Origin of the sequence: Zeimonas sediminis (assembly GCF_023721795.1) — a bacterium.
Lineage (GTDB): Bacteria > Pseudomonadota > Gammaproteobacteria > Burkholderiales > Burkholderiaceae_E > Zeimonas > Zeimonas sediminis.
Window position 1 is genome coordinate 2129517 of record NZ_JAMQYE010000001.1, and the last position, 26977, is coordinate 2156493.

General features: G+C 71.6%; 23 protein-coding genes. 6 read left to right on the forward strand and 17 right to left on the reverse strand.

Annotation, left to right across the window (positions count from 1 at the left end; genetic code table 11):
* Nucleotides 1–15: 15 nt before the first annotated feature.
* The 3 genes from M6I34_RS09930 to M6I34_RS09940 form a co-directional block, all read right to left on the reverse strand.
* Complete coding sequence (locus tag M6I34_RS09930; RefSeq protein WP_272485527.1) at nucleotides 16–507, reverse strand: DUF2147 domain-containing protein; 492 nt, start codon at nucleotides 505–507, stop codon at nucleotides 16–18.
* A 65-nt stretch (nucleotides 508–572) separates the two neighbouring features.
* Nucleotides 573–2360 carry an acyl-CoA dehydrogenase C-terminal domain-containing protein gene (locus M6I34_RS09935; protein ID WP_272485528.1) on the reverse strand — a complete coding sequence of 596 codons (1788 nt, stop codon included), beginning with the start codon at nucleotides 2358–2360 and terminating at the stop codon, nucleotides 573–575.
* A 16-nt stretch (nucleotides 2361–2376) separates the two neighbouring features.
* The gene (locus tag M6I34_RS09940; RefSeq protein ID WP_272485529.1) at nucleotides 2377–2973 is read right to left on the reverse strand and encodes a TetR/AcrR family transcriptional regulator; all 597 of its coding nucleotides are present in this window, start codon (nucleotides 2971–2973) and stop codon (nucleotides 2377–2379) included.
* A gap of 400 nt (nucleotides 2974–3373) precedes the next feature.
* Here M6I34_RS09940 and M6I34_RS09945 point away from each other — a divergent pair, with 400 nt between their 5' ends.
* From M6I34_RS09945 to M6I34_RS09965, 5 genes are all read left to right on the forward strand, one after another.
* On the forward strand, nucleotides 3374–4282 hold the full coding sequence (locus M6I34_RS09945) for a mechanosensitive ion channel family protein (RefSeq protein WP_272485530.1): 909 nt from the start codon (nucleotides 3374–3376) through the stop codon (nucleotides 4280–4282).
* Nucleotides 4283–4287: 5 nt separating this feature from the next.
* Nucleotides 4288–5505: a cation:proton antiporter gene (locus tag M6I34_RS09950; protein WP_272485531.1), complete on the forward strand. Its 1218-nt coding sequence runs from the start codon at nucleotides 4288–4290 to the stop codon at nucleotides 5503–5505.
* Between the two features lie 22 nt (nucleotides 5506–5527).
* Complete coding sequence (locus M6I34_RS09955) at nucleotides 5528–6643, forward strand: YbdK family carboxylate-amine ligase (RefSeq protein WP_272485532.1); 1116 nt, start codon at nucleotides 5528–5530, stop codon at nucleotides 6641–6643.
* Nucleotides 6644–6652: 9 nt separating this feature from the next.
* Nucleotides 6653–7444, forward strand: coding sequence for a gamma-glutamyl-gamma-aminobutyrate hydrolase family protein (locus tag M6I34_RS09960; RefSeq protein WP_272485533.1), 792 nt, complete (start codon nucleotides 6653–6655; stop codon nucleotides 7442–7444).
* Between the two features lie 64 nt (nucleotides 7445–7508).
* The gene (locus M6I34_RS09965) at nucleotides 7509–8270 is read left to right on the forward strand and encodes an HpcH/HpaI aldolase family protein (protein WP_272485534.1); all 762 of its coding nucleotides are present in this window, start codon (nucleotides 7509–7511) and stop codon (nucleotides 8268–8270) included.
* Nucleotides 8271–8329: 59 nt separating this feature from the next.
* Here M6I34_RS09965 and M6I34_RS09970 read toward each other — a convergent pair whose 3' ends face one another.
* The 14 genes from M6I34_RS09970 to M6I34_RS10035 form a co-directional block, all read right to left on the reverse strand.
* Nucleotides 8330–9145 (reverse strand): metallophosphoesterase, encoded by an 816-nt coding sequence (locus tag M6I34_RS09970; protein ID WP_272485535.1) that lies wholly within the window; start codon nucleotides 9143–9145, stop codon nucleotides 8330–8332.
* 204 nt (nucleotides 9146–9349) lie between these two features.
* Entirely contained in the window at nucleotides 9350–9949 is a 600-nt protein-coding gene (locus M6I34_RS09975; RefSeq protein ID WP_272485536.1) for a sulfurtransferase, read from the reverse strand.
* Nucleotides 9950–10060: 111 nt separating this feature from the next.
* Complete coding sequence (locus tag M6I34_RS09980; RefSeq protein ID WP_272485537.1) at nucleotides 10061–12526, reverse strand: ligase-associated DNA damage response DEXH box helicase; 2466 nt, start codon at nucleotides 12524–12526, stop codon at nucleotides 10061–10063.
* Complete coding sequence (locus M6I34_RS09985; protein WP_272485538.1) at nucleotides 12523–13425, reverse strand: DUF429 domain-containing protein; 903 nt, start codon at nucleotides 13423–13425, stop codon at nucleotides 12523–12525. The genes M6I34_RS09980 and M6I34_RS09985 overlap by 4 nt, the downstream gene beginning before the upstream one ends.
* Complete coding sequence (locus tag M6I34_RS09990) at nucleotides 13422–15254, reverse strand: cisplatin damage response ATP-dependent DNA ligase (protein WP_272485539.1); 1833 nt, start codon at nucleotides 15252–15254, stop codon at nucleotides 13422–13424. The genes M6I34_RS09985 and M6I34_RS09990 overlap by 4 nt, the downstream gene beginning before the upstream one ends.
* Nucleotides 15251–16399, reverse strand: coding sequence for a ligase-associated DNA damage response exonuclease (locus tag M6I34_RS09995; RefSeq protein WP_272485540.1), 1149 nt, complete (start codon nucleotides 16397–16399; stop codon nucleotides 15251–15253). Before M6I34_RS09995 ends, M6I34_RS09990 begins: the two co-directional genes overlap by 4 nt.
* A 3-nt stretch (nucleotides 16400–16402) precedes the next feature.
* Entirely contained in the window at nucleotides 16403–17647 is a 1245-nt protein-coding gene (gene clsB / locus M6I34_RS10000; protein ID WP_272485541.1) for a cardiolipin synthase ClsB, read from the reverse strand.
* A gap of 29 nt (nucleotides 17648–17676) precedes the next feature.
* Nucleotides 17677–18555, reverse strand: a complete 879-nt coding sequence (locus tag M6I34_RS10005) for an endonuclease/exonuclease/phosphatase family protein (RefSeq protein ID WP_272485542.1) — start codon at nucleotides 18553–18555, stop codon at nucleotides 17677–17679.
* A 63-nt stretch (nucleotides 18556–18618) separates the two neighbouring features.
* Nucleotides 18619–19098 (reverse strand): dihydroneopterin triphosphate diphosphatase, encoded by a 480-nt coding sequence (nudB, locus tag M6I34_RS10010; protein ID WP_272485543.1) that lies wholly within the window; start codon nucleotides 19096–19098, stop codon nucleotides 18619–18621.
* Nucleotides 19099–19103: 5 nt separating this feature from the next.
* Nucleotides 19104–20900 (reverse strand): aspartate--tRNA ligase, encoded by a 1797-nt coding sequence (gene aspS / locus M6I34_RS10015; protein ID WP_272485544.1) that lies wholly within the window; start codon nucleotides 20898–20900, stop codon nucleotides 19104–19106.
* A gap of 14 nt (nucleotides 20901–20914) precedes the next feature.
* Complete coding sequence (locus tag M6I34_RS10020) at nucleotides 20915–21532, reverse strand: DUF502 domain-containing protein (RefSeq protein WP_272485545.1); 618 nt, start codon at nucleotides 21530–21532, stop codon at nucleotides 20915–20917.
* 55 nt (nucleotides 21533–21587) lie between these two features.
* A complete protein-coding gene (locus M6I34_RS10025) occupies nucleotides 21588–21911 on the reverse strand; it encodes an FmdB family zinc ribbon protein (protein ID WP_272485546.1) in 324 nt (107 codons plus the stop codon).
* A 128-nt stretch (nucleotides 21912–22039) separates the two neighbouring features.
* On the reverse strand, nucleotides 22040–22576 hold the full coding sequence (ssb, locus tag M6I34_RS10030; protein WP_272485547.1) for a single-stranded DNA-binding protein: 537 nt from the start codon (nucleotides 22574–22576) through the stop codon (nucleotides 22040–22042).
* 97 nt (nucleotides 22577–22673) lie between these two features.
* Nucleotides 22674–23927: an MFS transporter gene (locus M6I34_RS10035; protein WP_418953508.1), complete on the reverse strand. Its 1254-nt coding sequence runs from the start codon at nucleotides 23925–23927 to the stop codon at nucleotides 22674–22676.
* 129 nt (nucleotides 23928–24056) lie between these two features.
* Between M6I34_RS10035 and uvrA the strand changes: the two genes are divergently transcribed.
* Nucleotides 24057–26942 (forward strand): excinuclease ABC subunit UvrA, encoded by a 2886-nt coding sequence (gene uvrA / locus M6I34_RS10040; RefSeq protein ID WP_272485548.1) that lies wholly within the window; start codon nucleotides 24057–24059, stop codon nucleotides 26940–26942.
* Nucleotides 26943–26977: the final 35 nt, after the last annotated feature.

A 26977-nucleotide genomic window follows, 5' to 3' on the forward strand; every position in this document is an offset into this window, starting at 1 on the left:
TGTTGCTACCTCGTTTCATTGTTCGCGGATCCAGGTCTGCGAGCGGCCGAACAGCGGCAGGCCCACGTAGCCCCTGACCTCGAGGCTGCGGCCGCCGTCGAGCAGCCGCATCTGGCTTCGATAGACCTTGCCGTTGCCGGGATCGAGGATGCGGCCGCCTTCGTAGAGCCCGTCCTCGACCTTGCTGGCCTGCATGCCATCGATGATCGTCATGCCCTGCACCGGCTTGCCCTTGCGCTCGTCGGTGCACAGGTCGCATACCGCGTCGGGCTTGTCGGTCAGGATCTTCTCGATGCGGCCCGAATAGCCGCCGCCCGCCTCGACGATTCGCACCAGCGCCTTGGGCTGCTTCGTCTCGTCGTCGATGTTCTTCCACAGGCCGGCCGGCGATGCGGCCGGCTGCGCGAAGGCCGCCGGCGCGCCCGCCGTCGCGGCGACCAGGGCCGCGGCCGCCAGCAGGGCGGCAGCAGGCCCGCGCCCGCGAGCCGTGTTCCGTTTCGAGTCCATCCTCGCCTCCTCCATTCGTGCCCACCGCACGGCCGCCAGCGCGGCCTGCGGCGCGGCCGAAACCATCAGAACAGCTCGACCTCAACGTCCATCAGCGGCTTCGCGCCGGCCCGCGCGCTGCGGATCAGCGCCGCCGTTTCCGGCATCAGCTTCGCGAAGTAGAAGCGGGCGGTGGCCAGCTTGGAGCGGTAGATCGTCTCGCCGCTGTCCTGGCGCTCGAGCGCGAGCTTCGCCATCCGGGCCCAGAAGTAGCCGAGCACCAGGTGGCCGACCACCCGCAGGTAGTCGACCGCGGCGGCGCCGGCCTCGTCGGGGTTCTGGAAGGCCTTCATGCCGATTTCCATCGTGAGCTTCTCGACCTTCTGGCCCAGGTCGGCCAGCGGGTTGATGAACTCGGCCATGTCCTCGTTCGTGCCCTCGGCCTCGACCAGCTCGGCGACCAGCTTGCCGAACTTGCGCAGCTTCGCGCCGTTGTCGCCCAGCACCTTGCGGCCCAGCAGGTCCAGCGACTGGATCGTGTTGGTCCCCTCGTAGATCATGTTGATCCGCGCGTCGCGCACGTACTGCTCCATCCCCCACTCGCGGATGTAGCCGTGCCCGCCGTAGATCTGCATCGCCATGTTGGTCGTGGCGAAGCCGTTGTCGGTGATGAAGGCCTTCACGATCGGCGTGAGCAGCGCCAGCATGTCCTCGGCGTCCTTGCGCACCTCCTCGTCGGGATGCCCGTGCGCCACGTCGGCCTGCAGCGCCAGCCAGTAGGCGAAGGCGCGCGAGCCCTCGACGTAGGCCTTCTGCGTCAGCAGCATCCGGCGCACGTCGGGGTGCACGATGATCGGGTCGGCCGGCTTGTCGGGCGCCTTCGGGCCGCTCAGCGAGCGCATCTGCAGGCGCTCCTTCGCGTAGGCGAGCGAGCTCTGGTAGGCGGCCTCCATCAGGCCCAGCGTCTGCAGGCCCACGCCGATGCGCGCCGAGTTCATCATCACGAACATCGCCTGCAGGCCCTTGTTCGGCTCGCCGACCAGCCAGCCGGTGGCGCCGTCGAGGTCGATCACGCAGGTCGCGTTGCCGTGGATGCCCATCTTCTCCTCGATGCGCGCGCACTTCACGCCGTTGCGCACGCCGGGCTTGCCGTCGGCATCGGGGACGAACTTCGGCACGATGAACAGCGAGATGCCCTTGGTGCCCTGCGGCGCGTCGGGCAGCCGCGCGAGCACCAGGTGGACGATGTTCTCGGTCAGGTCGTGCTCGCCCGAGGAGATGAAGATCTTGGTGCCGGTGATCCGGTAGCTGCCGTCGGCCTGCGGCTCGGCCTTGGTGCGCAGCATGCCCAGGTCAGTGCCGCAGTGCGGCTCGGTCAGGCACATGGTGCCGGTCCAGTCGCCCGACACGAACTTCGGCAGGTAGGTGGCTTTCTGCTCCGGCGTGCCGTGCGCGTGCAGGCAGTCGTAGGCGCCGTGGGTCAGGCCGGGGTACATGGTCCAGGCCTGGTTGGCCGAGTTCATCATCTCCTGGAAGGCCATGCCCACTGCGTGCGGCAGGCCCTGGCCGCCGTACTCCGGGTCGCAGGTCAGCGTCGGCCATCCGCCCTCGCGGAACTTCTCCCAGGCCTCCTTGAAGCCCTTGGGCGTGCGCACGACGCCGTCGCCCTCGTAGGTGCAGCCTTCCTCGTCGCCGTTGCGGTTGATCGGGAAGAGGATCTCCGCGCAGAACTTGCCGCCCTCTTCCAGGACCTGGTCGATCAGGTCGCGGCCGGTCTCGGCGTGGGCGGGCAGCTCGGCGAGCTTGGCTTCGGTCTCGAGCAGCTCGTGCAGCACGAACTGCATGTCGCGGATCGGGGGGAGGTACTGGGCCATCTATTGAACTCCTGGGTCAGGTCTTGTCGGGTCGGTAGCTTTCGATCAGCCTTTCGACACTGCGCCGTGCCCTGGCCAGGGCGTCGGGGCTGTCGAGAAGCCGTCCATCGTGGTGCAAAACCAGGATCACGCCGTAGAGCTGGAAGACCAGCTCGTCGACGTCGAGGCCGGCTGCCAGCTCGCCGGTCTCGACCGCCTGCCGGATCGCCCGCGACAGCTCGCGCTGCCAGGCGCGGACCATGCCGACCAGCTCCTCGCGAACCGCGCCGGGGCGATCGTCGTACTCGGTCGCGCCCGAGATCCAGATGCAGCCGCTCGTGGCCTCGAAAGCGGTGCGGTCGAGCCAGCGCCCGATGATCGCGCGCAGCCGGGGCAGGCCGCGCGGCGACTGCAGGCCGGGCACCAGCACGTCCTCGACGAAGCGCCGCTCGTACTCGCGCAGCACCGCGATCTGCAGGTCCTCGCGGGAGCCGAAGTGCGCGAACACGCCGCTCTTCGACATCTGCATCCGCTCGGCCAGCGCGCCGATCGTGAGCCCCTCGAGGCCGTCGCGGGACGCGAGCTCGAGCGCCGCTGCGACGATCGAAGCGCGCGTCTGCTCGCCTTTCCTCATCGATTCCGGTCCGTCGATCCTGATTTTCGAACGGTCGTACTATTTCCTGCCGGAGCATCGATGTCAAATGTCGATCGCCCCGCCGCGGCCGGTTTAGAGTCGGGACTCTAGAAACCGCCGCCGGGTATAATCCGGCCCACCAGAAGGGATCCGGCGGCGCCAACCGTCCTGCCTCGGGCGAATCGCCCGATCGCTTCGATCCCCTGCCCGAAGCCGGCTGGTGCCGCTGAGTCCGAACGAGGGCCAGGGCCCGCCACGCGCCTCGGGCGCTTCCGCAACCGCCGGGCCGCCGCACGGGCGCCCATCAGGAGTCGACATCATCCGCTGGCGACGCGCGAACCGCGCGCGGTCGCCCAAGAGACGACGGCCGGCCAGCCCGGCCGACCCGGGAAAGGAACCGATGCAGCAATACCTGGCAATCACCAAGGAATGGCTCGGCCCGTACGCGGGCGAGCTTCGCGTGGCCGCGTCGATCGTCGGCGTGCTGGTGCTCGCGCTGATCGTCCGGATCGTGGTCGGCAAGGCGCTTCGGCTGTTCTTCGAGAAGGTCGCCGCGCGTGCCGCGCTGATCGAGGAGCGCAAGCGCATCGAGACCGTGTCTCGCGTCACCCGCCGGACGATCTCGCTGCTGATCGTGCTGGTGACCGCGATGGTCGTGCTGAACCAGCTCGGCATCTCGATCGCCCCGATCCTCGGCGCGGCCGGCGTGGTCGGCATCGCCGTCGGTTTCGGCGCGCAGAGCCTGGTCAAGGACGTGTTCGCCGGCGTCGTGCTTCTGATCGAGAACCAGATCCGGGTCGGCGACGTGGTGGAGATCGCCGGCCTGAGCGGCGTCGTCGAGGAGATGTCGCTGCGCAAGGTGAAACTGCGCAGCTACGACGGAAGCGTGCATTACGTCTCGAACGGCCTGATCACGACGGTGACCAACCGCTCGACCGAGTTCGCCTACGCCGTCATGGACATCGGCGTGGCCTACCGCGAGAACGTCGACCAGGTCTACGAGGTGATGCGCGAGGTCGCCCGCGACCTGCAGGAAGACCCCGAGTTCAAGTCGCGCATCCTCGACGCGCTCGAGATCGCCGGCGTGGACCAGTGGGCCGATTCGGCGGTCGTGATCCGCTGCCGGATCAAGGTCCAGCCGCTCGAGCAGTGGGGCGTGCGCCGCGAGTACCTGAAGCGGCTGAAGGCGGCCTTCGACGAGCGGGGCATCTCGATCCCCTTCCCGCACCGCACGATCGTCCATGAAATGGCGCCGGGATCGAAGCTCGATCCGGATGCCGCGATGGCTTCGGCCTCTGCCTCGGAGTGACCCCCATGAGCGGCGACCCGCGCGCGGACTTCTTCTTCCTGCCGGCCTGGCCCCCGACCGGCAACGCCGTCCTGTGGGTCTCGCTCACGATCGTGCTGGCCGGGCTGCTCGGCGAGCTCGCCTTCCGCCGCTTCAGGCTGCCGCGCGTGGTCGGTTACGCGGCGGTCGGCACGATCGTCTCGGCCTTCGGGCTCGGCATCGCCGGCACGCGGATCAACCCGAGCCTCCGGCTGATCGTCGACCTGGCCCTGGCCCTGTTGCTGTTCGAGATGGGCTGCCGGATCAACCTGCGCTGGCTGCGCACCAATCCGTGGCTGCTCGCGACCAGCCTGATCGAGAGCGCGCTCACCTTCGTGCTGGTGCTGCTCACGCTGAGCTGGCTCGGCGTGGAATGGCGGCTCTCGCTCGCGGCGGCGGCGATCGCGATCGCCACCTCGCCGGCGGTGGTGATGCGGGTCGCCTCCGAATTCAATGCGTCGGGACAGGTGACCGAGCGACTGATCCTGCTGACCGGCCTGAACACCTTCTACGCGGTGCTGGCCTCGAAGATCGTCTTCGGATGGCTGCACGCCGAGTACTCGGGAAGCTGGACGATCACGCTCGCGCACCCGCTCTACCTGCTCGCCGGCTCGGCGATCGTCGCCGCGCTGCTCGCCTTCGCCGTGTCGCAGCTCGCGCGCAAGCTCGACCTGCGCAACGAGAACTCGACGCTGCTGCTGCTCGGCATGATCCTGCTGGCGCTGTCGGTCACGAAGATGGCCAACCTCTCCACCCTGCTGGTGCCGCTGCTCGCGGGCCTGATCCTGCGCAACAGCACCGAGCGGCCCTGGATCTGGCCGCGCCATTTCGGCACCGCCGGCGGCGTGCTCGTGCTGATGCTGTTCGTGATCACCGGATCGGTCTGGTCGGTCGAAGCCATGGCGGTCGGCGCGATGCTCGGGCTGGCACTGATCGTGGCGCGGGGCGTCGCGAAGCTGGCCACCACGGTGGCGCTCAGCGGGCCGAGCGGCATCTCGACGCGGCAGGGACTGGCCCTCGGGGTGGCGATGACGCCGATCTCGGGCGCCGCGCTGGTGATGATGGCCGACCTGCAGCAACTCTATCCGGAGTTCGCCGCCGGACTGACCGGCGTCATGTTCAGCGCGATCGCGGTCCTGGAGCTGATCGGCCCGATCGCGGTGCACCTCGCGCTGCGCAAGGCGCGCGAGTCCAACATCCCCTGAACCGCCCCGGAGACGGACCAACATGCCGCTGGAAGCCTTCGCCGACTCGCGGGCGCTGACGCTCGGCGTCGAGCTCGAACTGCAGATCGTCAACACGCACGACTACGACCTGACGCACGCATCGCACGACCTGCTGCGGCTGGTGTCGCGCCACAAGCTGCCCGGCGAGGTGAAGCCGGAGATGACCGACAGCATGATCGAGCTGTCGACCGGCATCTGCGGCGACTACGCCGACGCGCTGGCCCAGCTCGGCGAGATCCGCGACGCGCTCGTCGAGTGCGCCGGCAAGCTCAACGTGGGCCTGTCCGGCGGCGGCACGCACCCGTTCCAGGACTGGAGCCAGCGGCGGATCTACGAAGCGCCGCGCTTCCACATGCTGTCCGAGCTCTACGGCTACCTGTCCAAGCAGTTCACGATCTTCGGGCAGCACGTGCACGTCGGCTGCCCCGGGCCCGACGCCGCGCTGGTGCTGCTGCACGGGCTGTCGCGCTTCATCCCGCACTTCATCGCGCTGTCGGCCTCCTCGCCTTTCGTTCAGGGCACCGACACCGGCTTCCACTCGGCCCGACTGAATTCGGTGTTCGCGTTCCCGTTGTCAGGACGGGCGCCCTTCTCGCTGACCTGGGACGAGTTCTCGCGCTTCTTCGACAAGATGACCCGCACCGGCGTCGTCGAGAGCATGAAGGACTTCTACTGGGACATCCGTCCGAAGCCCGAGTTCGGTACGATCGAGGTCCGTGTGCTCGACACGCCGCTCACGATCGAGAAGGCCGCCGCTCTGGCGGCCTACATCCAGTGCGTGGCGCGCTGGCTGAGCTTCGAGCAGCCCTTCCGCCCGGCCGAGGACGACTACCTGGTCTACACGTTCAACCGCTTCCAGGCCTGCCGCTTCGGCTTCGACGGCACCTTCGTCGACCCGCAGACCGGCGAGCACCGCACGATCGGCGATGACATCCTGCAGACGCTCGACGCGATCGAGCACCACTCGATCGAACTCGGCGCCGACGAGGGCTGCCGGCAGATCCGCGACGACGTCAAGGCCCGAGGCAACGACGCGACCTGGATCCGCCAGACCTACGCCGACGAGCACTTGCTGGCCGAGGTGGTCCGCCAGCAGTGCCTGCGCTGGAGCCGCTGAGCCGCGCAGATGGTCCCACGGTCGCTGAAGATTGGTCTGTCGGCGCGGCTGCTGCACAACCCGCCGAAGGAGCTCGGCTTCCGGAACAAGACGCTGCAGTACCTGGAGCAGTCGATCGCCCACTGGATCATGGCGCACGGCGCGCTGGTCATGATGATCCCGACGATCAGCTCGAACGCCGAGGTGAGCCGGCGCGGCATCTCGGTGCGCAGCTACGTGCGCGAGCTCGACGGGCTGGTGCTGCAGGGCGGCGCGGACGTCAGCCCCCGCTCCTACGGCAAGGAACCGATGCGCGCCGACTGGGCCGGCGACATCGTGCGCGACCGCTACGAGATGGAGCTGATCCACGAGTTCATGGCGCAGGGCAAGCCGGTGCTCGGCATCTGTCGCGGCGCGCAGCTGCTGAACGTGGCCTTCGGCGGCACGCTGTACCAGGACATCCCGACACTGCGACCCGAGGCGATTCCGCACGTCGATGCCGAGCTGTACGACCGGCTGCAGCACGACGTGACCTTCGAGCCGGAATCGCGGCTTGCCGCGCTGTACCCGGGACAGGATGGCGGGCGGGTAAACAGCATCCACCACCAGGCGGTCGACCGGCTGGGCGGTGACCTGGTGGTCGACGCGCGCTCGAGCGCCGACGGCATCGTCGAGGCGATACGCTGGCGCGGCAGCGGCTATGCGATGGGCCTTCAGTGGCACCCGGAATTCCACGCCGCCGACGGTGAACTGCTCGACAGCTCGCCGATCATGCTGGACTTTCTCGAAACGGCCGCCCGGATGCGCGACGCCCCCGAGTGACGCGCTCCGGTATGCTCGCCGGCGGGCGCGAGGGCCCGCGAACCGGACCAGGGAGACAGCGAGCATGAGACCGAACGGAGTGCGCGAACGCAACCGGGCCGGCGAACCGGCGATCGTGGGCTGGGTCTCCTTCGACAGCCTGTTCGCGGCCGAGCTGATCGGCCACGCCGGCTTCGACGCGGTGATCGTCGACCTGCAGCACGGTCCCTTCCACCTGGACACCGCGATCGGCATGATGCAGGCGCTGTCCTCGACGCCCGCCACGCCGATGGCGCGCTGCCCCGCGCTCGACTTCGGCACGATCAACAAGCTGCTCGACGGCGGCGCCTGGGGCATCGTCTGCCCGATGATCGACACGCCCGAGCAGGCGCGTGAGTTCGTGTCCGCCTGCCGATACCCGCCGGCCGGCACGCGCTCGTTCGGCCCGGCCCGCGGCCTGCTCTACGGCGGGCCCGACTACTTCGACCGCGCCAACGAGACGATCGAGACCTGGGCGATGATCGAGACCGCCGAGGGCCTGCGCAACCTCGAGGCGATCTGCGCGGTCGACGGCCTGGACGGCGTGTTCGTCGGCCCCGGCGACCTGTCGCTCGCGCTCGGCCTGCCGCCGACCCCGCGCTGGCGCGAAGGGCCGCTCGCCGACGCCCTCGACCGGATCCTGCAGGGGGCGAAGGCCGCCGGGCGGCGCGCCGGCATCTTCTGCACCACGAAGGAAATGGCAGCCGACATGCGCCGGGCGGGCTTCGACTTCATCGTGCCCGGCTTCGATGCGCTGCATCTGACGGCCGCCGCGCGGGAGTGGGTGGCGGCGGCGCGGGAGGGCTGACGGCCCGCGGGGGCTGACGGTTGGCTCGACAGCCGGAGGAGGCTCCCGGCGGCGGGCAATCAGGCGCGACGTCGCGCCGGGCGCGACGGCAGCTCGGCGACCCGGCTGCCGTCGGTCACGAAGATCCGCTCGCCGGCTCGCGGCCTGACCGGCCAGCCGCCAGTGAACTCCCCGAAGGCCGGCAGCACGGCGTCGCGGCGCCCGACCCGGAAGCACGGAAGGCGAAGGCGGTCCGCGCGGCCGCCGACCACGCAGACCGGGTGCAGGTGGCCGGCCAGCGAGAAGAGCTCCGGATCGCCGTCGCCGCAGTCCGCGCGGGCTTCGCCGGAGGGGCCCGGAACGGCACCGCCTTCGAAGGCCGGGGAGTCGTCGGGCGGCTCGTGCAGCAGGCGCAGGCCGCCGAGACGGTAGCCGGGCGCGACGGTCTCGATCCCGCATTCGGCGGGCAGCTCGCCGGCGCGCTGGTCGTGGTTGCCGCGCACCAGCACGACCTCGACCCGGCGATGCCGGGCGCGCCAGGCGGCCAGCGCAGCGACCGTGGCAGGCTGGCCGGCCAGCGGGCCGTGCACCAGGTCGCCGAGCAGGAACAGGGCGCGGGCGCCGGTCAGGGCGAGCAGTGCGTCCAGGCGCGCCAGCGTGCGCTCAGTCGTCCCCGCAGGCACGGGCAGGCCATGTGCCCGGAAGGTCCCCGCCTTCCCCACGTGAAGGTCCGCCACCATCAGAGAGCGCGAGGCCGTGTCCAGCGCCGCCCGCTGCGGCAGCAACAGCAGCTCGCGGGACGCTGCCTGGATGACCGCGGCCCCGCTCGGGGCGCCCGCATGCCCGCTCGCCTCGAGGGCGGGGATCGATCCGGGCGGGTTCGCGACGCAGGGCATCCCGCGATTCTAGGGCGACTGCGCGCGGTCCGAACCACTGGCGCTCGGTGATTCGCAACAGGCAGCGGATCGGGTCCATCGGGTGCGGGCGGCAGTCGCGTTGCGGTCGGGGAGGATCAGCATGCCGGCCCGCGATGACGCGAGCGTGACAGAGACCTTTCGGGCGCAGCGCCGCGTCGCGCCGGGGGCGGCGGCGCTCTGCGCTCAGCGCCGCCCGAGCTCGCGCTGCAGGGCCAGCAGGCGGTCGCGCATCGCGCCGACGTCGGCGTAGCGCTCGCCGGCCACCGGCAGTTCGAGCGCGTTGGCCCAGGCCTGCCAGGCGTCGGCATAGACGCGGACCTGCCGAAAGCCCTGCTCGCGCAGCGCCGCCGCGACCCGGCGCGCGGTGTCGGCGTCGTGACCGTAGACGATCGTCTCCTTGCGGCGGTCGAAGCCCGCGAGGCGCTCGCGCAGGCCCGCGAGGGCGGCGGCGGAGATCGTGTCGCCGTCGATCCCGGCCTCGGCGACCGGCACGCTGACCGCCCCCGGGATGTGGCCGCCGCGCAGCGCCCGGATGTCGCGGCCCGCGTACTCGTCGGCCGAGCGGACGTCGATCAGCTGCACCCAGGGCTGGTCGATGCGCGACAGCATCTCGCGGGTCGACACGACGGCATCCTGGCCGCCGGCGGCCGAGGCGAGGCCGGGCATCGCGGCCAGCGAAGCCACGGTCAGCAGGGCGACGGATGCGAGGCGGCGCAGCGGCGCGACGACGCGGCCGGCGGCGGGCCGGACGGAAAGGAAGGCGGAAGCGAAGCTGGCGGACATGGCGGCACTCCTCGATCGGATGCCGCGAGTCTGGTCCGGCCGGGACGCGGCGGCCAGCATACGCGCGGACGGCATATCGATATGCCCGCGCCTTGCCTGCGGCGACGCCACTCAGCGATCGGCGCCGGCCGCGCGCTCCAGCTCGGCGACCAGCCTCGCCACCCGATCGGACAGCTTCTCGGTGGAGAGCCGCTCGCGCATCCGCTCGACCATCAGCGGAAACGCGAACGGCGACGGCCGCTGCAGCTCGACCCAGCGCAGCCGGCAGCGGCCGATCCGCTCGAGCTCGCGGCGCAGCCGGCCGACCTCGAGCTCGCGCTCGAGCACTTCCCGCCGCGCCTGGTCGAGCAGCAGGTTGCCCGGATCGTGCTGCCTGAAGACCTCCCAGAACAGGCTGGCCGAGGCCTGCAGCTGCCGCGCGCCCTTCGGCGCGCCGGGGTAGCCGGGAAACAGCAGGCCGGCGATCCGCGCGATCTCGCGAAAGCGCCTCATCGCGAGCTCGCCGCTGTTCAGGCTGTCGAGGACGTCGTCGAGCAGGCCCTCGGCCGACAACAGGCTGCCGTCGCGCATCGGCGCCCAGTCGACCGGCGCGGGCGACAGCAGCTCGAAGCCGTAGTCGTTGACCGCGATCGAGAATGTCGCCGGCGCGCGACGCGCCAGCCGCATCGCGAGCAGCGAGGCCAGCCCCAGGTGGACCTGGCGGCCGGCGAACGGGAACACGAACAGGTGGGCGCCCTCGCGCGAGCGCAGCGCCTCCACGAGCAGCGTGTGCCGGTCCGGCAGCGCCGACACCGTCGACTGCAGCTCGAGCAGGGGCCGCAGCGCCTTCATCTCCGGCCCCTCGAAGCGACCGCGCCCGGCCTCGGCGAGCCGGGCCAGCACCGCGTCCGACATCTCGGTCGACAGCGGCATCCGCCCGCCGTTCCAGCGCGGCACTGCGGCGCGCCGGCCGGTCGCCCGGCGCACCCAGGCGGTCATCTCGTGGACGCGGACCAGCTCGAGCAAGCGCCCGGCGAACAGGAAGCAGTCGCCGCGCCGCAGCCTGCCGACGAAGCTCTCCTCGACGCTGCCCAGGCGCTGGCCGGTCATGAAGCGGACCTGCAGCGCCGCGTCTGACACGATCGTGCCGATCGCCATCCGGTGCCTGCGCGCGATCCGGGGATCGGCGACCCGATGGACGCCCTCGTCGTCGGGCGCCACGCGGCGGTAGTCCGGGTAGGCGGTCAGGCTGGCGCCGCCGCGCAGCACGAAGTCCAGCGCCCAGCGCCACTCCTGGTCGGTCAGGCCGCGATAGGCGTGGGTGTCGCGCACCTCGGCCAGCAGCGCGTCGGGGCGAAAGCCCGGCCCGGCCGCGACGGTGACCAGGTGCTGGACCAGCACGTCGAGCGCCCCTTCCGGTGGCTCGCGCGACTCGATGCGGCCCGCCGTCGCGGCATCGCGGGCCGCCGCGGCCTCGACCAGCTCGAGCGCGTTGGTCGGCACCAGCGTGACCCGGGACGGCCTGCCGGGCGCATGGCCCGAACGACCGGCGCGCTGCAGCAGCCGGGCGACGCCCTTCGCGCTGCCGACCTGCAGCACCCGCTCGACCGGCGCGAAGTCGACGCCCAGGTCGAGGCTGGACGTGCAGACCACCGCCTTCAGCGCGCCGCGCTTGATGCCGGCCTCGACCCAGTCGCGGACCTCGCGATCCAGCGAACCGTGATGCAGCGCGATCGCGCCCGCCCAGTCGGGGCGGGCATCCAGCAGCGCCTGGTACCAGAGCTCGGCCTGCGCCCGCGTGTTGCAGAAGACCAGCGTGCCCGGGCTCGCGTCGAGCTCGCGGACCACCGCCTCCAGCATCGACAGGCCCAGGTGGCCGGCCCACGGGAAGCGGCCCGTGCGCCCGGGCAGCAGCGCATCGACGACCAGCCGCTTGGCGAGGCGCCCCTGCACCAGCCTCCCGGGCCGGCCGGCGAGCAGCACGTCGCGCGCCTCGTCGAGGTTGCCGAGCGTGGCCGAGAGCCCCCACACGAGCAGCCGCGGGTTGAGCCGGCGAAGCCGGGCCAGCGCGAGCTGCAACTGGACGCCGCGCTTGTTGCCCAGCAGCTCGTGCCATTCGTCGACGACCACGACCTCGACCGCGCCGAGCGCCGCGTCGGCGTCGGGGCGCGAGAGCATCAGTGACAGGCTCTCCGGCGTGGTGACCAGCGCGGGCGGCGGCGAGCGGTCCTGCCGCTGGCGCTCGGCGGTCGCGGTGTCCCCGGTGCGCAGCCCTACGGTCCATTGCGCGAACGCGCCGTCGCCGAGCTCCGCGAGCGGCTCGCGCAGCGCGAGCGCCGTGTCGGCGGCGAGCGCCCGCATCGGCGTGATCCACAGCACCCGGAGCCGGGCGCGAGGCGGCGCGCCGGCGCCCGACACGCGAAGCAGCGCGCCGATCCAGGCCGACCAGGTCTTGCCGGCGCCGGTCGTCGCGTGCAGCAGGCCGGATTCGCCGTCCCGCATCGCGCGCCAGACCTCGCGCTGGAACGCGAAGGGCTTCAGGCCGCGTGCGGCGAACCAGCGGTCCGCGGCGGCGATCGGGACGGCCGCCTTGCTCATGCGGCGCCGCCGGGCGGCACCGAGACGATCCATCCCTCGATCGGGTCGAAGCCGGGCGGCAGGCCGAAGCCGGCGTCGCGCCGCTGCCAGGCCCAGGCAGCCTGCGCAAGGCAGAGCACCGCGTCGAGCCGGTCGCCGCTCGCGTCATCGACGCACTCGCTCGCCAGCCCGGCCGGGAAGCGCACCGCGATGCCGAGCCGGTCGACGCCCTCGGCCAGCGCCGCCACGATGCGCGCCCGCGCCTCGCGCCGCTCGGGCGTCTGGCGCCTGCGCTCGTCGGACTTGTACGACTCACGCCCGACGATCGCGCGCGCCAGGAAGCCGGGGTAGGCCTCGAGCGCGATACGGTCGGGGTCGCCGGCGTGCATGCCGGGCAGCGTCGCGCCGGCGCGCAGCAGCCGCGGCGCCCCGGCGTGCAGCATCAGCGCGACCGGCGGGTTGACCCACTTCATCGACGGGCTGGAGCCCGCCGGCAGGTCGGTCGCGCGATGCGCGAACTTGGACCCGACCGGACGGCCAGCACAGAAGGTGCGCAGCCGCGCCACCAGCTCGGGACGGGCGAGCGCCTCGACGCGCCGGATCGAGCCCGCCCACGCGCCGCGCTGCGCCCGCGTGTCGCCCCGCGCCCGCGTGCCCTTCGGGTCGCCCGGCGCCAGGGCCTCGCCGACGCCTGCCAGCCATTGCCAGGCCTCGAGCAGCTCGCGCGGCAGGCCGAACGGGAAGTCGAAGCCGCCCAGCCAGGGGCCCGGGCGGTCGAGCCAGTCGTCGAACGCGTCGAGACTCTCGAGCAGCTCGAAGCCGGTCAGCTCGAGCCGCCCGACGGCGAGCCGGCCCGAGGCGACCACGATCGGCTTGCGCCGCGTGGGCGCCGAACTGAAATCGATCCCGCAGAGCTTCATTCCGGTTCGTCCTCCGCGCTGCCCGGGGCGCGGTTTTCCCCGCTGCCACCGTCGAGCAGCGCCAGCAGTCCTTGCAGCGTGTCGGCCTCGTCCACCGGCTTGTCCGGCCGGCGGCGCGCGATGCGCGGGAATCGCACCGCGATGCCCGAGCGATGCCGCGTCGAGCGCTGTATCCCCTCGAACGCGATTTCGAAGACCATGGTCGGCGCGACGCTGCGCACCGGCCCGAACTTCTCGATCGTGCTTCGCCGGATCGCCGCGTCGACCTCGCGGATCTCGGCGTCGGTCAGCCCCGAGTAGGCCTTGGCGAAAGGAACCAGCGCGCGATCCGGGTCGCCCGGCGGCCCGTTCCAGAGCGCGAAGGTGTAGTCGGTGTACAGGCTGGCACGCCGGCCGTGCCCGCGCTGCGCGTAGACCAGCACGCAGTCGGCGGTCAGCGGGTCGATCTTCCACTTCCACCAGTCGCCGACGGGCGACGACTTCGTTCTCCCGATTCCGTAGCCGGCATCGGCACGCTTGAGCATCAGCCCCTCGACGCCGGCCGCTCGCGCGCGCTCGCGAAGCGCCGCGGCCTGCGCCCAGTCGCCCGCCGGCAGCAAGGGCGAGACGGCGATCGGTGCCGTCGCCGAAGGCAAGGGCCCGGCTTGCTGCGCGCCTTGCGGCCCGGGCGCCGCCGCCCCGCCCTGGGCCGGCCCGGCGGCGAGCAGCGAGACCAGCCTCGCGCGCCGCTCGGCCTGCGGCAGCCCGCGCAGGTCGCGGCCCTCGTGCTCGAGCAGGTCGTAGGCGAGCATCGCGACCGGGGCCTCGCGCAGCAGCTTCGGGCCGAGCCGCAGCCGCCCGATCCGCCGCTGCAGCAGCGCGAACGGCATCGGCGCGCCGGCCTCGTGGTTCCAGCACAGCAGCTCGCCGTCGAGGACCACGCCATCGGGCAGCGCGCGCGCCGCCTCGACGATCTCCGGGAACCGGTCGGTGACCAGCTCCTCGCCGCGCGACCAGATCCAGGCCCTTCCCGACCGCCGCACCAGCTGGATCCGGATGCCGTCCCACTTCCACTCCAGCAGCCAGCGGGCCGGCTCGCCTAGCGTGTCGGCGGCCTGCTGCAGGGGCTGCGCCAGGAAGAACGGATAGGGTCGGGCGGCGCGCTCGAGCGCGGCCTCCGGGTCCTCGGCGACGATGGCGCCGTCGCCGGGCGCGCCCTCGGCAGCGACCGGACCCGCTGCCTCGCGAGCCGGGTCCGCGGCCGCGCGCACCAGCGCCGCGAAGCTGCGCGCGTCGGGCTCTCGCCCCCCGTCGGTGTAGCCGACGAAACGGTGCGCGACCAGCTTCGGGTCGACGCCGAAGGCCTCGGCCAGCGCCCGGATCACCAGCTGGCGCGACACGCCGACCCGGAACCCCCCGGTCAGCAGCTTGTTCAGCACGAAGCGCGCGCCGGGCTCCAGCCGCTGCCAGGCGTCCTCGAGCGCGGCGGCGAGGCGCTCGGGCTCCGCCCCCCGCAGCGGCAGCAGGCGCTCGCGCATCCAGCCTTCGAGCCCGGTGTCGTCGGCCAGCGAAGGCGGCGGCAGCAGCAGCGCGATCGTCTCGGCGAGATCGCCGACCGCCTGGTAGCACTCCTCGAACAGCCAGTCCGGCAGGCCGGCGAGCCTGCAGGCGGTCGCGCGCAGCACCGACATCGGCGCGAGCCGCCGCGGCCGTCCGCCGGCAAGGAAATAGGCGGCCCAGGCGGCATCGGCGGCGGGCGCCGCCGCGAAGTAGCGGGCCATCGCCTCGGTCTTGCGGCGCGTGGACGTGGTCGCGTCGAGCTCCGCGTAGAGCCCGGCGAAGCGTTTCATCGCGGCGCCTCCGGGGTGGCGCCCTGCCCCGCTTCGCCCTGCACGCTCGAGTCCGTCGACGGGGCGGAGACGTCCGGCGCCGAGACGTCCGGCGCCTCGCCGGCCCCGTCGTCGTCGCCGCCGTACTCGGTGGCGAAGGACTGCGCGTCGAGCCCGCGCTCGCGCAGCCAGCGGACCATCACCGCCTCGTAGCCGTGGGTGACGATCACGCGCCCGGCGCCGGTCGCCTCGATCGCCTGCTGCAGGCCCGGCCAGTCGGCGTGATCGGACAGCACGAAGCCGCGGTCGAGCGCGCGCCGACGGCGCGCGCCGCGGACCTGCATCCAGCCGGACACGAAGCCGTCGCTGGCGTCGCCGAAGCGCCGCGCCCAGGACGAGCCGGCCGCCGACGGCGGGGCCAGGACCAGCGCCGACCCGATCTCGCGCCGATCGGCGAGCGCCGAGGCCGGCACGGTGCCGGGCAGCGCAACGCCGGCCTCGCGATAGACCCGGTTGATCGCCTCGACCGCGCCGTGGCACACGATCGGGCCCGGCGCCTGCGCGAGCGCCCCGCCTTCGGCGGCCGTGCCCGCCGACGCGCCGAGCGCGTCGGCCAGGCCTGCGAGCAATCGCTGCGCCTTGCCGAACGCGTAGCAGTGCAGCAGGCTGGCGCGCCCCTCGGCGGCGTTCGCCCGCCACCAGTCGAGGATCTCGCCGATCACGCTCGCCTGCGGCGCCCAGCGGTAGACCGGCAGGCCGAAGGTCGACTCGGTGACGAACACGTGGCAGCGCACCGGCTCGAAGGCGGCGCAGCTGCGGTCCGCCTCGACCCGGTAGTCGCCTGACACGACCCAGACCTCACCGCGGTGCTCGAGGCGGATCTGCGCGGCGCCGAGCGCGTGGCCCGCCGGGTGGAAGGAGACCCGGACCCCGCCGACGTCGATCGCCTTGCCCCAATCCGCGGTGTCGAGCGAGATCGCGCCCAGCCGCGCCCGCAGCACGCCCGCGCCCTCGGCCGAGCAGAGGTAGCGGCGACTGCCCGGGCGCGCGTGGTCCGCGTGCGCATGGGTGATCAGCGCCCGGTCGACCGGGCGCCACGGGTCGATGAAGAAGCCCCCTGCCTCGCACCAGAGCCCCTCGGGGCGGGAAACGACGAGATCGGCCATCGCTCAGTAGCGCGCCGCCTCGCCGGTGATCGCCACGCCCAGGCGAAGCATCGCCAGCGCGAAGCGGTTCATCAGCCGGACGTGCCAGGGCCTGCGGACGTGGCTGTCGATCGCGATCGCGACCCCGCCCTCGTCGATCGCGCGCTCGAGGCGATCGCGCAGTTCGCCGGCCAGGCCGCGGTCGATCGCGACGACGTTGGCCTCGCGTCCCAGCAGCAGCGAGAACGGATCGATGTTCGACGAGCCCACGGTGACCCAGTCGTCGATCGCCGCGACCTTCGCGTGGAGGAAGCTCTTGCGGTACTCGACGATCTCGATGCCGGCGCGCAGGAACTCGTCGTACAGCGCCTGCGAAGCGTAGTACTGCAGCCGGTACTCGACCCTGCCCTGCAGCAACAGCCGGACCCTGACCCCGCGGCGCGCGGCGGCGAGCAGCGCGCGCCGGAACCGGGCGCCCGGAAAGAAGTAGGCGTTGGCGATCAGCACCTCGCGCCGCGCGCGTCCGATCGCGCGCAGGTAGGCCCGCTCGATCGTGCGGCGGTGCCTGAAGTTGTCGCGCAGCATCAGCGCCGCGCGCACCGGGCCGGACGGCGTGACGTCGCTGTCGACCCGCTCGGGCAGGCCCGCGGGCCCGGCCTCGCCCTCCTGCGCTTGCTGCGCGCGCCAGAACGGGCGGTTGACGACCGCCAGCTCCCACCACAGGCGCTGCGCGGCGACGTGGACCGCTGCGACGAGCGGGCCGCGCACCCGCACCGCGAAGTCCAGCCGCGGCTCGTCGAGCCGGCCGTGGTTCGGATCGTATAGGTCGTCGAGCAGGTTGATGCCGCCGACGAAGGCGACCGCCCCGTCGACGACGACCAGCTTCCGGTGCAGCCTGCGCAACCGGCGGCGCCTGATCTCGAAGCGGGAGCGCTCCGGGCGGAACACCTCGATCCGCACGCCCGCGTCGAACATCCGCTGCCAGGCGGGACCTGCGCGGCGCGGCGTGCCGAAGCCGTCGACCACGAGGTGCACGCTCACGCCGCGTTCGGCCGCGCGCGCCAGGCTGTCGGCGATCCTGCGGCCGCTTTCGTCGGGCTCGAAGATGTAGGTCTCGGCGAAGATCCGCTCGCGCGCGGCGTCGATCGCGCGCTCGAGCACCGGGAAGTACCCGGCGCCGCTGTCGAGCAGGACGACCTCGTGGCCGGCCGCCAGCCTCGGCCTGAGGCTTTCGTACCAGGGCAGCGAAACGATGCGGCGTTCGGTCACGTTTCCCGGCTCGTGCCGGCGGCGCGGCGTCAGGAGCGCGCGATCAGCTCCAGGTCGGCCACCAGCGGACTGTGGTCGGACAGGCGCGACCACTCGAGGCCCTTGAGCACCGCCGTGGACCTGACCCTGAAGCCGCGCTGGTAGATGCGGTCCATTCTGAACCACGGGACCAGCGCGGGGAAAGTGCGCGCCGCGCGAACGGTGCGCGGCAGCCCGGGGATCGCCGCCTCGGGCGACACGCCGAGCTCGCTGAGGCGGTCGCGCACGTAGTACACCGCGCGCTGGGCGGCCGCGCTGCGCGGCCGGCAGGCGTCGAACACCTCGACCGCGCCGATGCGCTTGCACAGCCGGTCGGACAGCACATTGCGCCAGTCGTTGAAGTCGCCCGCGATGATCAGCGGCTCCGACGCGGGCACCGCGCTCTCGATCCAGTCGAGCACCGCGTCGAGCTGGCGGTCGCGGCTGCGCGCGAACAGGCCGAAGTGCACGACGAAGCAGTGCACCTGCCGCCCGCCGACGTCGACCACGCAGTGAAGCACGCCGCGTTTCTCGAGCGCGTGGTCGGAGACGTCGCGGTTCTCCTGGCCGATGATCGGGTAGCGCGACAGCAGCGCATTGCCGTGGTGGCCGTGCAAGTAGCTGGCGTTGCGCCCGTAGGCCGTCTCGAAGGTGTGCTTGAGCGTGGGGGACTTGGCCAGGAAGACGTCCTGCGGCTCGGCGGGCCAGTGCTCGAAGCGGCGCTGGTGGCGCTCGTTCTGGCCCTGGACCTCCTGCAGGAAGATCAGGTCGCTGTCGAGCTCGTGCAGACGGGCCCTGAGCTCGTGGATCCGCGCGACGCGGCGCAGGCCGAAGAAATCCCGCAACACCCCCTTGTGGATGTTGTAGGTGGCCACTCGCAAGGTCGACACTTGGTGCTGCTCCGGTGCTTCGGGTACTGCGGATACTCGAGGGTGCTAAGGGTGCTACGGGTGCTAAGGGTGCTGCCGGTTCGCGCCGCCCGGCCTGCCCGCGCCGGCCCGCGCAGGCAGCGATCGGATCGCCTCGGCGTTGCTCCACGAGAAGCAGCGGCCCGCGGCGTCTTCCCACGGCAGCCACGCGTAGGCGAGATGCTCGCGCGGGGCCAGCATGACCGGCACCGTGTCGGGCACCAGCAGCCCGAACACGTGCTCGGTATTTTGCGTCACGCCCTCGGGATAGCGATGCCGCCAGTGCGGATAGATCTCGTAGCGGTTCTGCAGGTGCCAGTCGGTCAGCACGTGATCGGCCGCGTCGATGCCCGTTTCCTCGAGCACCTCGCGCCGGCAGGTCTCGGCGAGCGGCTCGTCGACGCGATCCACGCTGCCGGTGACCGACTGCCAGAAGCCCGGGTGGTCGGCCCGCTCGAGCAGCAGCACCCGCAGGTCGGCCGTGTGGATCACGACCAGGACCGAGACGGGGATCTTGGTGCCCACGGGACTCAGGCCTTCGGCGCCTCGACCTGCCGCAGCCGGATGTGGAGCTCACGCAGCTGCTTTTCGTCGACCGGCGACGGGGCCTGGGTCAGCAGGCACTGCGCGCGCTGGGTCTTCGGGAACGCGATCACGTCGCGGATCGAGTCGGCGCCGGCCATCATCGTGACGATGCGGTCCAGGCCGAAGGCGATGCCGCCGTGCGGCGGCGCGCCGTACTGCAGCGCGTCGAGCAGGAAGCCGAACTTGGCGCGGGCCTCCTCGGGGCCGATCTTCAGCGCGCCGAAGACCTTGCTCTGGACCGACTCGCGGTGGATGCGGACCGAGCCGCCGCCGATCTCCCAGCCGTTGAGCACCATGTCGTAGGCCTTGGCCACGCAGCGGCCGGGATCGGTCTCCATCAGGTCCTCGTGGCCGTCCTTCGGCGCGGTGAACGGATGGTGGACCGCGACCCAGCGCGCGCTTTCCTCGTCGTACTCGAACATCGGGAAGTCGACGACCCACAACGGCTTCCAGTCGCCTTCGAGCAGGCCGTTGCGGCGGCCGAACTCGGAGTGGCCGATCTTGACGCGCAGCGCGCCGATCGCATCGTTGACCACCTTGGCCTTGTCGGCGCCGAAGAAGACCAGGTCGCCGGTCTGCGCGCCGGTGCGCTCGAGGATGGCGGCGATCGCGGCGTCGTGCAGGTTCTTGACGATCGGCGACTGCAGGCCCTCGCGGCCCTTGCCGCCGTCGTTGACCTTGATCCAGGCCAGGCCCTTCGCACCGTAGATGCCGACGAACTGCGTGTAGCCGTCGATCTCGCTGCGGGTCATCTCGCCGCCGCCCGGCACGCGCAGCGCCACGACCCGGCCGCCCTCGGCGTTGGCCGGGCCGCTGAACACCTTGAAGTCGACGTCCTTCATCACGTCGGTGAGCTCGGTGAACTCGAGCTTCACGCGCAGGTCGGGCTTGTCCGAGCCGTACAGCCGCATCGCCTCGGCATACGGCATCTGCGGGAAGGGCGCCGGCAGCTCGACGCCGATCGCGTTGCGGAAGACCGTGCGGATCATCTCCTCGAAGATCGATCGGATCTCGGTCTCCGACAGGAAGGAGGTCTCGCAGTCGATCTGCGTGAACTCGGGCTGGCGGTCGGCGCGCAGGTCCTCGTCGCGGAAGCACTTGGTGATCTGGTAGTAGCGGTCGAAGCCCGCCACCATCAGCAGCTGCTTGAAGAGCTGCGGCGACTGCGGCAGCGCGAAGAACTGCCCGGCGTTGACCCGCGACGGCACCAGGTAGTCGCGCGCGCCCTCGGGCGTGGACTTGGTCAGCATCGGGGTCTCGATGTCGACGAAGCCCAGCGCGTCGAGGTACTTTCGGACCTCCATCGCGACCCGGTAGCGCAGCATCAGGTTCTTCTGCATCGCGGGGCGGCGCAGGTCGAGCACGCGGTGGGTGAGCCGGGTGGTCTCGGACAGGTTCTCGTCGTCGAGCTGGAACGGCGGCGTGACCGACGGATTCAGGATCTCGAGCTCGTGGCACAGCACCTCGATCTGGCCGCTGCGGATGTTCGGGTTCTCGGTGCCCGCCGGGCGGCGCCGCACCTTGCCTGTGATGCGCACGCAGAACTCGTTGCGAACCCGCTCGGCGACCTGGAACATCTCGGCCCGGTCGGGGTCGCAGACCACCTGGGCGAGGCCCTCGCGGTCGCGCAGGTCGATGAAGATGACGCCGCCGTGGTCGCGACGACGATGGACCCAGCCGAAGAGGGTGACCACCTGGTCGAGCTGGTCGGTGGAAACCTGGCCGGTGTAGCAGCTGCGCATCGAAAGTTCTCCGTTCAGGCGCGCGGAAGCGTCGTGGCGCCGCGGTCCGCCGGGGCGACGACGCCCATCGAGACCACGTATTTCAGCGCTTCGTCGACGCTCATGTTCAGTTCGATCGTCTCGGCCCGCGGCACCATCAGGAAGAAGCCGGACGTGGGGTTGGGGGTGGTCGGCACGTAGACCGACACCATGTCGGTCGGCACGTGCCGCCGGACTTCGGCCGCCGGCGTGCCGGTCTGGAAGGCGATGGTCCAGACGCCGGCACGCGGGTACTGGACCAGCAGCGCCCGCCGGAAGGCCTGGCCGTTCGGCGACAGGATCGTGTCGCTGACCTGCTTCACGCTCGAGTAGATCGAGCGCACGATCGGGATGCGGCCGAGCAGCCGCTCCCAGTAGACGACCAGCCGCTCGCCGATGAAGTTGCGCGCGAGCAGCCCGGTGACCACCAGCACCAGCACCGTGAGCACAAGGCCCATGCCGGGGATGTCGCGGCCGATGAAGGTGTGCGGGTGCCACCGCTCGGGGAGCAGTTGCAGGCTCTGGTCCATCGTGGTCACGATCAGGTTCAGCACCCAGATCGTGATGACGAGCGGGACCCAGATCAGCAGGCCGGTGACGAGGTATTTGCGCATTCTGGCGGGACCCGCGCCGGCCCGCGAGGCAGGCCGGCGCTGCGGTGCCCGGGAGTCAGGCCGACGGCGCCGCGGGGGGCTGCGCGCCCGCCGAGCCCGACGAAGTCGACGAGGCGGAGCCGGACGAACCGCCGGCGTCGCCGCCCGAGGCTCCCGAATCGCTGCCGGCGCCGGCCGGCTTGTCCTTCGGCTTGCCGTTGTCGCGGAAGTCGGTGACGTACCAGCCCGAGCCCTTCAGCTGGAAGGCCGGGGCGGTCAGCTCCTTGTGGAAGGACTCGGCGCCGCACTCGGGGCAACTGGTGAGCGGGGCATCGGACACTTTCTGCAGCACGTCCTTCCTGGCGCCGCAGCTGTCGCAACGGTAGGCGTAAATCGGCATGGTGCAAGGCTTCCGGATGACAAAAACCGCCGGACGCGAACGCTCCGGCGGCGGATTTTGGAAAACCTTGAATTATAAGGCGAAAACGAGACGGTTGCGGATCGCCGCAACCGGCGCCTTCGATTCCCTCAGAACGGGATGTCGTCGTCCATCGGGCCGAAGGCGTCGCCGCCACCGGGCTCGGGGGACGGGCGACGCGGCGCCTGGCCGCCCTGCGCCCCCTGGCCGCCGCCCCCGCGGGAGGCGCCACCCCGGCTGCCGCCGGAATAGCCGCCGCCCGAGTAGCCGCCCTCGTCGTCGCCGCCGTAGCCGCCACCACCGCCGCCGCCGTCGCGCGAACCGAGCAGCTGCATCGACTCGGCGATGATTTCGGTCGTGTAGCGGTCCTGCCCTTCCTTGTCCTGCCACTTGCGGGTCTTGAGCCGGCCCTCGACGTACACCGGCCTTCCCTTCTTCAGGTACTCGCCGGCGATCTCGGCCAGGCGGTCGTAGAAGACCACGCTGTGCCACTCGGTTTCCTCGCGCTTCTCGCCGGTGGCCTTGTCCTTCCAGTTGCGGGTGGTGGCGATCCGGACGTTGCAGATCGCGCCGCCGCTCGGCGCGTAGCGCGTTTCCGGGTCCCGCCCGAGGTTGCCGATCAGGATCACCTTGTTCACCGACGCCATGCTGCTCCCCTTGAATTCAGTTGTTCCGATTGTGTCACGACGGCGAGCGGCCGCCTCGATACGGTCGCCCGCAGCACTGCCGCGACCGATGCCGGGCTCAGCCCGCCGCCCTGGCCCGAGCCGGCCAGCGCCGATGGCCGAGCGCCGCCGCGAGCCAGATCGCGGCGAGCGCCGCGCATACGGCGAAGACCGCCGGCTCGCCCCACTGCCGCTGGACGAAGCCCCCGGCCAGCCCGCCGGCGAACAGGCCGAGCGACTGCGTGGTGTTGTAGATGCCCAGCGCGGTCCCCTTGGCGTCGGCCGGCGCCAGCCTCGACACCAGCGAGGGCAGGCTCGCCTCGAGCACATTGAACGCCGCGAAGAAGGCCAGCAGCAAGACCGCCAGCGCGACTAGGCCGGCCGGCCTAAGCGCGAAGAGCAGCTGCACGAGCAGCAGCAGCGAGACTGCCCCGACGAAGACCGCGCGCAGCCGGCCCCGCCGTTCCGCGAGGATCAGCGGCGGCACCATGACCGCGAACGACAGCACCACCACCGGCAGGTAGAGCTTCCAGTGCGCGTCGAGCGGCAGGCCCGCGCGTCCGACCAGCCAGGCGGGCACGACGACGAACATCGCCATCTGGATCGCGTGCAGCGTGAAGATGCCCAGGTTCAGCCTGAGCAGATCGGGCTCGAGGGCGACCGCCGCGAAGGGCGTGCGCCGGCCCGGCGCCTGCGGGTCGGCGTGCGAGCCCGGCATCGCGGGCGGGCTCGCCGGCGCGACCCAGGCCACGACGCCGATCGCGGCGATCGCGAGCGCCCCGGTCAGCGAGAAGATCCCGCCCATGCCGATCGCGCCGTAGAGCAGCGGCGCCAGCACCAGCGACAGCGCGAAGGTGATGCCGATCGAGCCGCCGACCATCGCCATCGCCTTGGTGCGCTGGCTCTCGCGGGTGGCGTCGGCGATCAGCGCGGTGACCGCGGCCGAGATCGCGCCGGCGCCCTGCAGGGCCCTGCCGACGATCGCCAGCCAGACCGAGTCGGCCGCCGCGGCCACGAAGCTGCCGGCCGCGAAGATCAGCAGCCCGGCGACGATCACCGGCTTGCGGCCCAGTCGGTCCGAGGCCATCCCGAAGGGCAGCTGCAGCAGCGCCTGGGTGAGCCCGTAGATGCCCAGCGCGAGCCCGACCAGCAGCGCGTCGCCGCCGCCGGGCAGGCCGCGAGCGTGCACCGCGAAGACCGGCAGGATCAGGAACAGGCCGAGCATCCGCAGCGCGAACACCGACGCGAGCGATGCGCTTGCGCGCAGCTCGAAGCGGGTCATTCCGGGGGAGTCGCCGGGCGCGGCGGCTGGCGTGGGGGAACTGGCGTGCATCACGGCGAATTCGGCAACCGGTTATATTAATCGATTGGCCGTTCGCGGCCTTCAGCGACGCTCGGCCGTTCGCGGCCTTTTAGCGACGGCCGGCGCCGGGCCCGCCCGACCCGCCTGCCGCCCAGGAAGATGGACTCGATACGCATCCGCGGCGCACGCACGCACAACCTGAAGAACGTCAGCCTCGACCTGCCGCGCGAACGACTGGTGGTGATCACCGGCCTGTCGGGCTCGGGCAAGTCCTCGCTCGCCTTCGACACGCTCTACGCCGAGGGGCAGCGCCGCTACGTCGAGTCGCTGTCGGCCTATGCCCGGCAGTTCCTGCAGCTGATGGAGAAGCCCGACGTCGACCTGATCGAGGGACTGTCGCCGGCGATCTCGATCGAGCAGAAGGCGACCAGCCACAACCCGCGCTCCACGGTCGGCACCGTCACCGAGATCCACGACTACCTGCGCCTGCTGTTCGCGCGGGTGGGCACCCCGTATTGCCCCTACCACCCCGAGAATCCGCTGGAGGCCCAGACCGTGTCGCAGATGGTGGACACGGTGCTCGCGATGCCCGAGGGCGCGCGGCTGATGATCCTCGCGCCGGTGCTGTCGATGCGCAAGGGCGAGCACGCGGAGCTGTTCGCCGACCTGCAGGCGCAGGGCTTCGTTCGGGTGCGGGTGCGGGCCGAGGGCGAACCGGCGCAGATCGTCGAGCTCGACGGCGGCGGCCCCAGGCTCAACCGCAACCAGAAGCACTCGGTCGACGTCGTCGTCGACCGGGTCAAGGTCGGCCCGACGCTGCAGCAGCGGCTGGTCGAGTCCTTCGAGACGGCGCTGCGCCTGGCCGACGGCCGCGCGATCGTGGTCGACATGGAGAGCGGCGCCGAGCAGCCGTTCTCGAGCCGCTACGCCTGCCCGGTCTGCAACCACTCGCTGCCCGACCTGGAGCCGCGGCTGTTCTCGTTCAACAACCCGGCCGGCGCCTGCCCCGAGTGCAACGGCCTGGGCACGATCGCGTTCATGGACCCGAAGCGGGTCGTGCAGTTCCCGAACCTGAGCCTGGCCTCGGGCGCGATCAAGGGCTGGGACCGGCGCAACCAGTTCTACTTCCAGCTGCTGCAGAACCTCGCCGCCCACTACGACTTCGACATCGACGCGCCCTTCGAGGAGCTGCCCGAGCGGGTCCGCCACGTGGTGCTGCACGGATCGGGCAGCGAGAAGATCGCGTTCACCTACACGGCCGAGGGCGGCCGGGTCACGGTGCGCGAGCACGCGTTCGAGGGCGTGCTGCCGAACCTGCAGCGCCGCCTGCGCGAGACCGACTCGGCGCAGGTCCGCGAAGAGCTCTCGCGCTACCTGAACAACCGGGCCTGCCCGACCTGCGAGGGCACCCGGCTGCGGCTCGACGCGCGCTTCGTTCGGGTGGGGCCGCGCGGCGGCGACCGGCCGATCTGGCAGCTGTCCGGGCTCACGCTGCGGGAGTCGCTCGACTGGTTCTCGAAGCTGGAGCTGCCCGGCGCCCGGCAGACGATCGGCGAGCGCATCGTGCGCGAGATCGTCAACCGGCTCACCTTCCTGAACAACGTGGGGCTGGACTACCTGTCGCTCGACCGGCCTGCCGAGACGCTTTCGGGCGGCGAGTCGCAGAGGATCCGCCTGGCCTCGCAGATCGGATCCGGGCTCACCGGCGTGATGTACGTGCTCGACGAACCGTCGATCGGCCTGCACCAGCGCGACAACGACCGGCTGATCGGCACGCTCAAGCACCTGCGCGACCTCGGCAACTCGGTGCTGGTCGTCGAGCACGACGAGGACGCGATCATGGCCGCCGACCACGTCGTCGACATGGGCCCGGGCGCCGGCGAGCACGGCGGGCGCGTCGTCGCGCAGGGCCGGCCCGACGAGATCGCGGCCGACCCGGACTCGCTGACCGGACAGTACCTGTCGGGCAGGCGCCGCATCGAGGTGCCGGCGCAGCGCAAGGCGCCCGACGGCCGCTCGATCACGGTGCGCGGCGCCACCGGCAACAACCTGAAGGGCGTCACCGTCGACTTCCCGGCGGGCCTGCTGATCTGCGTGACCGGCGTGTCGGGCTCGGGCAAGTCGACGCTGGTCAACGACACGCTCTACGCGGCGGCGGCGCGCCAGATCTACCGCTCGCAGGCCGAGCCGGCGCCGCACGAGGCGATCGAGGGCTTCGAGCACATCGACAAGGTGATCAACGTCGACCAGAGCCCGATCGGCCGCACGCCGCGCTCCAACCCGGCCACCTACACCGGCCTGTTCACGCCGATCCGCGAGCTGTTCGCCGGCACGCCGACCTCGCGCGAGCGCGGCTACGGGCCAGGGCGCTTCTCGTTCAACGTGAAGGGCGGCCGCTGCGAGGCCTGCGAGGGCGACGGGGTCATCAAGGTCGAGATGCACTTCCTGCCCGACGTCTACGTGCCCTGCGACGTCTGCCACGGCAAGCGCTACAACCGCGAGACGCTCGAAGTGCTCTACAAGGGCCGCAGCATCGCCGAGGTGCTCGACATGACGATCGAGCAGGCCGCCGCCTTCTTCGACGCGGTGCCCAACGTGCGCCGCAAGCTGCAGACGCTGCTCGACGTCGGGCTCGGCTACGTGCGCCTCGGCCAGGCGGCCACCACGCTGTCGGGCGGCGAGGCGCAGCGGGTCAAGCTCGCCGAGGAGCTGTCCAAGCGCGACACCGGCCGCACGCTGTACATCCTCGACGAACCCACCACCGGCCTGCACTTCCACGACATCGAGCTGCTGCTGCGGGTCATCCACCAGTTGCGCGACCATGGCAACACGGTCGTCGTCATCGAGCACAACCTCGACGTGATCAAGACCGCCGACTGGATCGTCGACATGGGTCCGGAGGGCGGCGACGGCGGCGGCACGCTGGTGGCGCAGGGCACGCCCGAGAGCGTCGCCGCGAGCGAAGCCAGTCACACGGGCCGCTACCTGGCCCGGGTGCTGCGGCCACCGGCCCGGCGTGCGAAACTCCGCGCAGCCGGAGGCTGAAGCGCGACGAGCCTCGCCGGCGCTACGCACCGAAC